This window comes from Brotonthovivens ammoniilytica (assembly GCF_025566885.1).
Classification (GTDB): domain Bacteria; phylum Bacillota; class Clostridia; order Lachnospirales; family Lachnospiraceae; genus Brotonthovivens; species Brotonthovivens ammoniilytica.
In genome coordinates, this window is the sequence record NZ_JAOQJQ010000005.1 from 133105 (window position 1) to 142378 (window position 9274).

Sequence of the window (9274 nt, forward strand, 5' to 3'; positions counted from 1 at the left end):
CCTACGCTTTGTCGTGCCAAACAGAAATGAAAGTAATAAGAGCAGATGGAAAACGTGTCGGTTTTGGGAACGCTTTTTAGGGGCTGTGGAAGTCTTAAAACTGCAAGTACCGAAACTACATAATTCTCTTGAAGAAACACAGCAATGGCTCACAGAGGGTGGCGTGATTTCCGCTGTGAAAAGTTTTTACTTCTTGGAAGAACATGACGCATTAGGTGGACTGGAAAAAGTGGGAACTATGCTTGATAAGGCAAGATACAGCAATTCCCTTTCCAGTAAACTAACCGCCCACTTACAGAGGATAGACCGCACCGACCTTATCCCCTATATCCAGTATGACACGAAACATGGGAAAGGGGGTATCTGATGAATAACAACGATATTCCTGTATGGGAAAAATACACCCTTACCATTGAAGAAGCGTCAAAGTATTTCCGTATCGGAGAAAACAAGTTAAGACGATTGGCAGAGGAAAACAAGGACGCTGGCTGGCTCATTATGAATGGCAACCGCATACAGATTAAACGCCGACAATTTGAAAAGGTCATTGACAAATTGGACGCAATCTAATGCAAATGAGCCTTGTATGTGTTATGATGAACACAAGTCATATCAAGGCTCTTTCCAACAAGGAAAGGAGCAGACATCATGAAAGAAAAAAGACGGGATAGCAAAGGACGTATCCTGCATACTGGAGAGAGCCAACGAACAGACGGAAAATACTTATATAAATATGTAGACGCATTTGGAAACACAAAATATGTGTACGCTTGGAGATTGACACCCACAGACCCGACACCAAAGGGAAAACGGGAAAAACCCTCACTTCGAGAACTGGAACAGCAGATAAGACGGGATATTGAGGACGGTATCGACAGCACAGGCAAGAAAATGACGCTTTGCCAACTCTACGCCAAACAGAACGCACAGAGGGCAAATGTGAAGAAAAGCACAATAAAACAACGGGAACAACTCATGCGGTTATTGAAAGAGGACAAGTTAGGTGCTAGGAGCATTGATACGATAAAACCCTCTGACGCTAAAGAATGGGCGTTACGCATGAAAGACAAAGGCTTTTCCTATAACACCATTAACAACCATAAACGCTCGTTAAAAGCGTCATTCTATATCGCCATACAAGACGATTGTGTAAGGAAGAACCCTTTTGATTTCAAGTTGAGTGAAGTCCTAGAAAATGATACCAAAGAGAAAGTGGCATTGACAGAGGGACAAGAACAAGCCTTATTGTCATTCATTAAAACAGATAACGTGTATCATAAGTATTATGATGATGTGCTGATACTGTTGAAAACTGGACTTCGTATCTCGGAACTGTGCGGACTGACAATCATGGACGTTGATTTTATCCATGAGGTTGTAGTTATCGACCACCAGTTACTAAAGAGTAAGGAACAAGGTTATTATATTGAAACGCCTAAGACAAAGAGTGGAACAAGGCAAGTGCCATTAAGCAAGGAAACGATACAAGCATTTCAACGAGTGATAAAGAAACGCCCAAAGGCAAAACCATTTGTGATAGACGGACGGAGCAACTTCCTATTTGTCAATCAGAAAGGCAAGCCAAAAGTTGCGATTGATTACAGCACTTTATTTGTCCGTATGGTAAAGAAATACAACAAGCACCATAAGGACAACCCCTTGCCACATATCACACCGCATACGCTACGCCATACATTCTGCACAAGGCTGGCAAGCAAGAACATGAACCCAAAAGATTTACAGTATATCATGGGACATTCAAACATTAGTATCACAATGAACTGGTACGCTCATGCGTCCATAGATACCGCAAAATCAGAGGTTCAGCGTCTAATTGCATAGAAGTATTTACCACGATTTTAACCACGATTGATAGCGAAAATATAAGAAGATAGACCTAGATATGTGAGGTTTACCACAAAAGCAAAATGCCCGTAGAGCCGATAAAATAAGGCTTTGCGGACATTTAAGAAGATATAAAAAGATAGTCAAAAAGACATATATAATTTGATATAATCTTTATATTTTTTCCGTTTAAGCCTTTGTAAGAATACGAAAGAGCAGGTTTTTTCTGCTTAATCAGCATATAAAACATTTCATTGGTATTTACGTTAAAATACCCGTCTTTTGTCTCCCCTGTAAAACTCACCTGATCAAAACACTTTTCCGTATCTATTTTCAGTTTATCTATCTGGTCTGCAATCATATCATAAGCTGCCTGTATCTTAGTCTTTGACTTGTTTATTTCAGGATTTGCCAAAAAGATACGGGCAAGATATTCCATGTAGCCCCGGGTCAGAATTTCCCCTGCAGGGACCACCAGCTCTTTTATATGAGAGTTATAAATTTTCTGCATCAGTGCTTCAATTATTTGGGGAGTAAGTACAATCATATCATACTCTCCTGTAATTCTTATTACATATTCATTCATCAGCACTCCGCCCCTCTGAGCCGTTCCACAAGTGCTTCCTTAGAAAAACTTTTCATAGAAATAATCGTGATAAGCAAAGGTACGATAATTAATACGCCTGCATAAGCAGCAGCAAATACCATTGGAAACTGAAAATCCATATAAAATGCCCCCATATTGTAAACCACTTTGCAAAGGGCATATCCACACAATGTTCCGATGGTCAATGTGACACCAACAGTGGCAAAAACTAACAGCAGGCTTTCAAATAGCAGCATTTTCCTGATTTGTTTTTTTGACATACCAATGGATTCAAGCATTGCAAGCTCCTGTTTTCTTGTGATGATATTGGTAATCAGCGTATTCATCATACTTAAAATACTGAACATCATAATAAAAATAGCAAGACCACTGATTGCACCAAACAGCTGATTTGCAGTTACTTCATAGGCAGCCCGTCTGTCTGCAAGAGTTTCAAGGGTTAATTCCGGCTTTTCTCCAATTATTTGATTTAAAACTTCACCCACAGCAGCTTCTTTTTCAGGTTCCACCGATACCAATAAATTTGAATTTAGACTGTCATAAGAAACCAGGTTCAAAACCGCCTGCTCCGGCATTAAAAACCAGCCCTCTAAACGGTCATTATCAAGAGTATACTCATGATTCAGGATGCCCAGAACAGCAGCCTCTTTTTCTGCCATCTTCTCTCCGTCATAATAATGCAGCGTAATTTTATCCCCCACATTAAATTTCCAGCCGTAGATTTCTTCTACATTGGTATTATCGGAAACAAGAACATAATCGCCGCTGATGAGCTTATCATAATCGGCAGTTCCTTCTGCCACATATTTTCCGATGTCTTCTGTTTCCTTCTCAGTCAGAGGATAAATGCTGTCATTGTTGTCATATTCATCGTGTATCGGGAAATCAAATTTTATACCAAAGTTCTTGATTTCAGACACCTTTTTCACCCCGTCTATGGCTGAAATCTCCTGTATCATTTCATCATTAAGAGGTGCTTTCGCCTGCAAATCACTCATACCATTTTCATTTAGCTCAATTGCTGATGAAGAATACTGTATATTAAATTCTGCATCCTTAAATAATCCCTGTCTTGCATAACTTCCTTTATCAAAGGATGATATATAGGCTGCTGCGGTCATAAACAGTATGCCGCCCAAAGCAAGGGAGAGCATGGTAATGGCTGCTTTTTTCCTGTTCTTAGAGAAGTTCATGGTACCCAGACCAAAGGTCGTAAGGCTGCGGCACATGTTCTTATTCGCTTTCTTTTTCGTGGCCTTCTGGGGTACATAACGCAGCGCTTCCATCGGCGATACGGACGCTGCTTTTTTTGCAGGCTTTAAAACGGAAATCATTGTAATCAGATAAACAACTGCAAATACGCCGAAAGCAATAAGCAGCGTATTTACCATGCTGAAGCCTGATGGAAAAATCAAGTATCCCGCAATGCCGCCAATTAAAATACCAATAGGAGAGGCATATAAAAACAGTCTGCCGCCCTCCCGTAATACAAACCTTTTCATTTGTTTACTGGTCATTCCGATGGTGCGAAGCTGGCCGAACTGATGCACTTTACCAATCACAGACAGATAAAATACACCGTAAATAACAAGAATACAGGCAAGCAGAATGACAGCTCCTGCCATACCGTACAGCATTACCTTCTGTGAGTCAACGGATAAAGAATCCAGAAAAGCCTTTGACGGGCTGATATATTTTCTCTCAATTCCCGCCTGGCTTCCGATAAGATACATGGCCTCTTGGCAGTCCTTAGCGCGCATCTTTGTTGCACCATATAGCTTTGCATAAACCTCATAGGGCATATCCTTTAGCTGGCTGCCGCTGACTGCATAATCCTTGGAAAAAAATACAGCAAATTGCTTTGCTGTTTCTCCTCCTTTTAAAATTCCTGACACCGTAAAGGTTTCAGAATTACCGTCATAAAAATTCAGTGTCACCAGACTGCCTGCCCTGGCAGGAATCCCCATTTTTTTCAGCATCCCTGCCTGCAGGGCAATCTCATTTTTCTTCCGGGGTATTCTCCCGCTTTCTAGTTCACCGATACGGATTTCATCCGACAGCTCACTGACATAATAAGGCATTACGTCAAAACCGTCCATCTCTGAAAGCGTACCCGTCTTGACCTGAATCTGATAAGCAATCCGTTCATCGGCTTTTAAAGCTTTTACCTGTCTATCTGTCAGGTTGTAATAGCCCACCTGCTGCGCATGGGAAAGCTGTCTGTTATTCCCTTCTCTCTGCCCGGCGGCAAACATCATAATGGCCATTAAGAGTGCCGATGCCAGCACAATCGTAACCATCACAAACACGTTTCTCATACGGCTTTTTTTCAGACTCTGTCTTGACATCCTGGAAATCATTTGTCTGCTTATTTTTTTGCTGTTCATTGTCACTCCCCCCTTATACGTGAATTTTACCATCTTCAATACGGATTCTTACATCGGCCTTCTGTGCGATTTCAGGGTTATGGGTAATCATAACAATGGTCTGGTTAAATTTTTCACTGGTCATTTTTAAAAGAGCAATAACCTTGTCACTGGTAAGGCTGTCAAGATTTCCTGTGGGTTCGTCGGCAAGAATAATGGCAGGCTTTGACACCAGCGCTCTTGCGATGGCTGCTCTTTGCTGCTGCCCTCCTGATAAATGGCTTGGATAATTAGAAAGTTTCCCGTCCAGCTCTAAGAAATGTACAATTTCCAGTAAAAATTTTTTGTCCTCTCTTTTTCCGTCCAGACGCACAGGCAATACAATATTTTCGTAAACAGTCAGATAAGGAATCAGGTTATAGTTCTGAAAAATAAAACCGATACGCTTTCTTCTGAATACAGTGAGCTGCTCCTCACTCATTTTTTCAATACGGTTGTTCTCAATCTGCACACCACCGGAGGTTGGAACATCCAAGCCCCCCAGCATATTTAAGAGTGTGGATTTACCGCTGCCGGATGTACCGATAATTGCCACAAACTGTCCATTCTCAACGGATACATTCACATCATCCAGTGCCCTGACAAGACTTTCATCCTTTCCATAGTACTTTTTCAAATGAGATGCATTTAATATTGTCATATCTGTTTTCCTCCTTCATTTCACAGCATCATAACTGATACTTTTATCTTACTGCCGGAAAAGAAAACAACAACAGCAGACGCAGAATCTAACATCTACGCCGCAATATCTAAAAATGTACAGTAAAAAAGAATCCTGCCACGGCAGGATTTCCTATAGAGAAAAAAAACCTGCTTCGTTTAACCGAAACAGGCTTTATAAACAGTATTCCATTTAAGGAATCGGAATTAAAATTTTCAAAGTGAATGTACCGTTTTCCTGTTTTACAGTACAGGTGCCACCGTACTTTTCAGCAGCTTTTTCCATATTGGAAATACCAAAGCCATGGAGAAAATCATCCGTTTTTGTGGTACATAAAAAAGCTTTTAATCCTTCATCAATGCAGTTGTTTTCTATCAAAACAGAAACAAAGCTCTGCACTTTTCCCGCCTTAACAAGCACAACCCGCTGTTCCTTTGGCAGCTTTTCACTGGCTTCCATCGCATTGTCAATTCCATTGCCAAATAAGGTGCTGACATCTAACGGCTGGATAAAATCTACACCGTCAAAATCTATACTAACTGAAAAATCAATTTGCTTTTCACGCATTTTTTCAGCTTTATCTTTAATGATAACATCAAGGAAGCTGCTGCCTGTATGGATATAGTCCTCATAGCCGGCAATCTGCGTTCTGAGCTGTTTTGCCATATTTCGGACAGCGTCAGTACCCTGACTGCTCTCAAGCACAAGAAGATGATTTTTCATATCGTGGTAGATGGAGCGTATTTTTTCTTCATCTTTCTGTTTGTTTTGATAATAGGCAAACTGCTGCTGAAGCTGTGCAAGCTGTATTTTGTTTTGCTGATCCTGCTCACGCAGATATATCGCATTCTTAGCATACGTAAAAATAATCATAAAAGCAGCAGATAATATGATGCTGCCAATATACAATATCAAATCTAATGCTTTTCCGAAATTCAAAAAATTGAAAACCGAAAGAAAAGTAATTACAAAAGCAATCAGAGAAATCAAAGTTAAAATAACGCTGTCTTTTATCTGTATCTTATATTTAAAATTTTTAATCAGTAGATAGACTACACTGATTTCAATCAAATGTGCAGCAATACCAATAGCATAAATTTCCCATCTTGCAAAAAGTTGACCATCCACTAAAACTGTTTGATTGTTTCCGTATAACCAAGTTGCGATAATAGGAGAGATTGCTTCCGTCAGATAGGCGACAACAACAAACCATATTTCCGCAGCAGTAATGCTTTGCAATATGGAATCTTTGTAGCATATTTTCAAAATTGCAACAGCGAATAGAAAGATGATAGGCATTTTAAAGGCCCCAAGCGCAGTAAACCAAGTTAAGGCGGCGGTCAAAACCATCATTACTGCCGGCGGAATAAATTTACTGACTGCCGGCGAAAAACGAGGCTCTTTGCACAAGCACAGGCTGATCACATACAGGCAAAACACTTCCAATAGTGTAGAAATAATATCCAAACATTGATAAACCCACATCATAGCATATCACCCCAATATTCCGCCAGTTTTCCCATAAAATCCTTTCGTTTCGGCTGGCTGATTGGGATACGCTCTCCCGTAGTAAGAACTGCTTCCAGATTTTCTACACTTTTTACATAAGCCATATTCACAAGAAAGCTTGCATGACAGCGGGTAAACTTCCTGTGTGATTCCAAAAGGGCTGATATTTCTTTCATATTCTTATAGATCAGCTGTTCCTGCTCTTCAAAATGCAGCAGCACATTCCGCTTGCAGGTTTCCGCATAACGTAAATTTTTATACAGCACCTTATACCTGCCTGTGTCATTAGAGAAGGAAATATACGGCTCATCCTTCCCCTGATAACCGGCAAAAAAACGGTCCAGCTCCATTTTAAGCCGCCCGTATTTCAGGGGCTTTAACAGATAATTAACGGCTCTGTATTCATAGCCTTTAAACACATACTGGGGCAGTGATGTGAGAAAAAACAGCCCCACAGAATCATCCCTTTTCCGTATCTCTTCGGCTGTCTTTAGTCCGTTCATCTTTTCCATCTGAATATCCATAAAAATCAAATCAAAATCGGACTGATAGTTTTGCAGCAGCTCACTGCCGTCACAAAACTCTGAAATACAAAATTCAGCGCCGTTTTGTGCTTCGTATGTATGCAGCAGCTCTTTTAATTCAACCATCAACTCTTTTTCATCATCACATAGTACTATATGGAACATAAAAACACCTCTGGCTGCAGGATGATAACTTTTTTCTACAGCCCTCCCCTGCCCGGTTCTTTTCTTATTACTGAAGCAGAAATTCTCCTGTCTCTTTTGATTTAATATTTATTCTGATCTTACAGTCCGCCAGCGGTTCGTCATTGATATCCAGCGCATAATTTACTTTCACATTAATATCATGCTCCGTCTCTTCCACATCAAAACGGCTGGCATGTATTCCAATCAGAAGATTTCCAAATGGCGTCTCATAATATCCGATATTTTTTTTATTTTTCTCGAATACCATATGTACATTGGAAACGCCTTTTTTCTGAATGTCCAGATAATTATTATATATCTTTATCCTGTTCTTTGTAATTCCCTGAAACCCTTCCATTACTTCATCAAAGAGAATATAATGTTTTCCGTTCTTCAGATAATATTCTCCGGAAGTAATAATTTCAATGGGCTCTGAGCCGGTTTCGTCCGCCAGCTGCAGCCCGCTGATGGAAATCAGTACATCTTTTGTCATGTTTAATACTCCTCAATATGTATCAGCTGTGTGGTGTCAATATCGTACGGCAGAATATAATTGGCAAGTTTTTTAAATTTATCTGCCGCATCACTGACATAAAACTGATGAACATCCCCCTCCGGCAGATACGCCCCGTCATTTAAAAGACCGTGTTCTTTCAGCATTTTATGTAATCCTCTTGTTGTTTCATAAGCAGGATTAATCAGTGTCACTTTATCCCCTGTTACCTGCCGGATAATCCCGGTAAGCAGCGGATAATGCGTACACCCTAAAATCAGCGTGTCTATCCCGGATTCTGTCAGCGGCTCCAGATACCGGTGGGCTACCTGCAGCGTCACCGGGTCATTTGACCACCCTTCTTCTACAAGGGAAACAAACAGCGGACACGCTTTCCCAAACACCTGCGCCCTTGGAGCATGGGTCTGAATTACTTTTGTGTAAAGCTGGCTGGCTATGGTTCCTTCTGTAGCTATCACACCGATTTTACCGTTTTTTGTAGCCTCAGCGGCCGCTTTTGCCCCGGGCTTTAACACTCCGATAATCGGCAGGTCTAGTTTTGGCTGTATTTCCTCCAGCGCCAGCGCACTTGCCGTATTGCAGGCCACCACCAGGGCTTTGACTCCTTTTGCCTTTAAAAAACGGATAATCTGTCTGGAAAAACGGATAATTGTCTCTTTTGACTTATTGCCATATGGCACCCGTGCCGTATCTCCAAAATATACAATTCTTTCATTTGGAAGCTGTCGCATAATTTCTCTGGCTACTGTCAGCCCTCCCACACCCGAATCAAAGACGCCGATGGGTGCATATGCCTGCTCTATCTTAGTCATATTAATTTCTTTCCTTTCACAGGGCACAGCCCTTCAAACTGCAACTGTTATTTTAACTGCTTCTAATAAATTAATCAAGTGCCGGAGCAGTCTTCCCCGGCACTTCATATATTTTCTCTATAACAGTTTACTTCTGTTCAATTCAAGTCTCGCTCTCGCGAGACTTGGTGCGCGATTCGGGTCAGCTCTG

Annotated in this window: 10 protein-coding genes; 3 read left to right on the top strand and 7 right to left on the bottom strand. The window is 40.9% G+C overall.

Annotated elements, in window-relative coordinates:
* The 3 genes from OCV88_RS12270 to OCV88_RS12280 all read left to right on the top strand — a co-directional run.
* Window positions 1-367 (top strand): replication initiation factor domain-containing protein (locus tag OCV88_RS12270; RefSeq protein WP_158425877.1); only part of this gene is annotated, 367 nt, incomplete at its 5' end.
* Entirely contained in the window at window positions 367-570 is a 204-nt protein-coding gene (locus tag OCV88_RS12275) for an excisionase (protein ID WP_002610247.1), read from the top strand. The genes OCV88_RS12270 and OCV88_RS12275, both read left to right, overlap by 1 nt.
* Before the next feature lie 78 nt (window positions 571-648).
* Complete coding sequence (locus OCV88_RS12280; RefSeq protein WP_010775275.1) at window positions 649-1842, top strand: site-specific integrase; 1194 nt, start codon at window positions 649-651, stop codon at window positions 1840-1842.
* A 124-nt stretch (window positions 1843-1966) separates the two neighbouring features.
* Here the strand turns inward: OCV88_RS12280 and OCV88_RS12285 are convergent, their stop codons facing one another.
* From OCV88_RS12285 to murI, 7 genes are all read right to left on the bottom strand, one after another.
* A complete protein-coding gene (locus OCV88_RS12285) occupies window positions 1967-2431 on the bottom strand; it encodes a hypothetical protein (RefSeq protein ID WP_158425741.1) in 465 nt (154 codons plus the stop codon).
* Window positions 2431-4839, bottom strand: a complete 2409-nt coding sequence (locus tag OCV88_RS12290; protein ID WP_158425742.1) for an ABC transporter permease — start codon at window positions 4837-4839, stop codon at window positions 2431-2433. The genes OCV88_RS12285 and OCV88_RS12290 overlap by 1 nt, the downstream gene beginning before the upstream one ends.
* 13 nt (window positions 4840-4852) lie before the next feature.
* Window positions 4853-5518, bottom strand: a complete 666-nt coding sequence (locus tag OCV88_RS12295; protein ID WP_158425743.1) for an ABC transporter ATP-binding protein — start codon at window positions 5516-5518, stop codon at window positions 4853-4855.
* Between the two features lie 213 nt (window positions 5519-5731).
* Window positions 5732-7027, bottom strand: coding sequence for an ATP-binding protein (locus tag OCV88_RS12300; protein WP_262591251.1), 1296 nt, complete (start codon window positions 7025-7027; stop codon window positions 5732-5734).
* Entirely contained in the window at window positions 7024-7737 is a 714-nt protein-coding gene (locus OCV88_RS12305; protein WP_158425744.1) for a LytR/AlgR family response regulator transcription factor, read from the bottom strand. The genes OCV88_RS12300 and OCV88_RS12305 overlap by 4 nt, the downstream gene beginning before the upstream one ends.
* Window positions 7738-7804: 67 nt before the next feature.
* Entirely contained in the window at window positions 7805-8251 is a 447-nt protein-coding gene (locus OCV88_RS12310; protein ID WP_158425745.1) for a YwiB family protein, read from the bottom strand.
* A 2-nt stretch (window positions 8252-8253) separates the two neighbouring features.
* A complete protein-coding gene (murI, locus tag OCV88_RS12315) occupies window positions 8254-9084 on the bottom strand; it encodes a glutamate racemase (protein ID WP_158425746.1) in 831 nt (276 codons plus the stop codon).
* Window positions 9085-9274 lie beyond the last annotated feature (190 nt).

What these genes read in the sequence shown, in the direction of transcription:
- OCV88_RS12305 (WP_158425744.1), bottom strand. Translation starts at nt 7,737, where the DNA reads ATGTTCCATATAGTACTATGTGATGATGAAAAAGAGTTGATGGTTGAA.
- OCV88_RS12295 (WP_158425743.1), bottom strand. Translation starts at nt 5,518, where the DNA reads ATGACAATATTAAATGCATCTCATTTGAAAAAGTACTATGGAAAGGAT.
- OCV88_RS12285 (WP_158425741.1), bottom strand. Translation starts at nt 2,431, where the DNA reads ATGAATGAATATGTAATAAGAATTACAGGAGAGTATGATATGATTGTA.
- OCV88_RS12300 (WP_262591251.1), bottom strand. Translation starts at nt 7,027, where the DNA reads ATGATGTGGGTTTATCAATGTTTGGATATTATTTCTACACTATTGGAA.
- OCV88_RS12310 (WP_158425745.1), bottom strand. Translation starts at nt 8,251, where the DNA reads ATGACAAAAGATGTACTGATTTCCATCAGCGGGCTGCAGCTGGCGGAC.
- OCV88_RS12290 (WP_158425742.1), bottom strand. Translation starts at nt 4,839, where the DNA reads ATGAACAGCAAAAAAATAAGCAGACAAATGATTTCCAGGATGTCAAGA.
- OCV88_RS12275 (WP_002610247.1), top strand. Translation starts at nt 367, where the DNA reads ATGAATAACAACGATATTCCTGTATGGGAAAAATACACCCTTACCATT.
- OCV88_RS12280 (WP_010775275.1), top strand. Translation starts at nt 649, where the DNA reads ATGAAAGAAAAAAGACGGGATAGCAAAGGACGTATCCTGCATACTGGA.
- murI (WP_158425746.1), bottom strand. Translation starts at nt 9,084, where the DNA reads ATGACTAAGATAGAGCAGGCATATGCACCCATCGGCGTCTTTGATTCG.